The organism is Photorhabdus viridis (genome assembly GCF_040256935.1).
In the GTDB taxonomy this organism is placed as follows: domain Bacteria; phylum Pseudomonadota; class Gammaproteobacteria; order Enterobacterales; family Enterobacteriaceae; genus Photorhabdus; species Photorhabdus viridis.
In genome coordinates, this window is the sequence record NZ_JBEJZY010000542.1 from 1 (window position 1) to 223 (window position 223).

General features: G+C 56.5%; 1 protein-coding gene. It reads left to right on the forward strand.

Features of this window, described 5'->3' with window-relative positions; translation table 11 throughout:
- On the forward strand, nt 1–223 hold a 223-nt coding region (locus ABR397_RS24465), incomplete at both ends, for an AMP-binding protein (protein WP_350307941.1).

The window sequence follows — 223 nt, forward strand, 5'->3', positions numbered from 1 at the left end:
GACGCGGATTATTTGGCCCGGCTGATTGATACCGCCGGTATCACCACATTGCACTTTGTGCCTTCCATGTTACAGCAGTTTGTGCAGATGGTTGCGCCGGAGCACGCCTGCACCTCCCTCAAGCGGGTGATTTGCAGCGGTGAGGCCTTGCCGCAAGAGCTGCAACAGCGCTTTTTCTCCCACTTTGAGGCCGAATTGCACAACCTGTATGGCCCAACCGAAG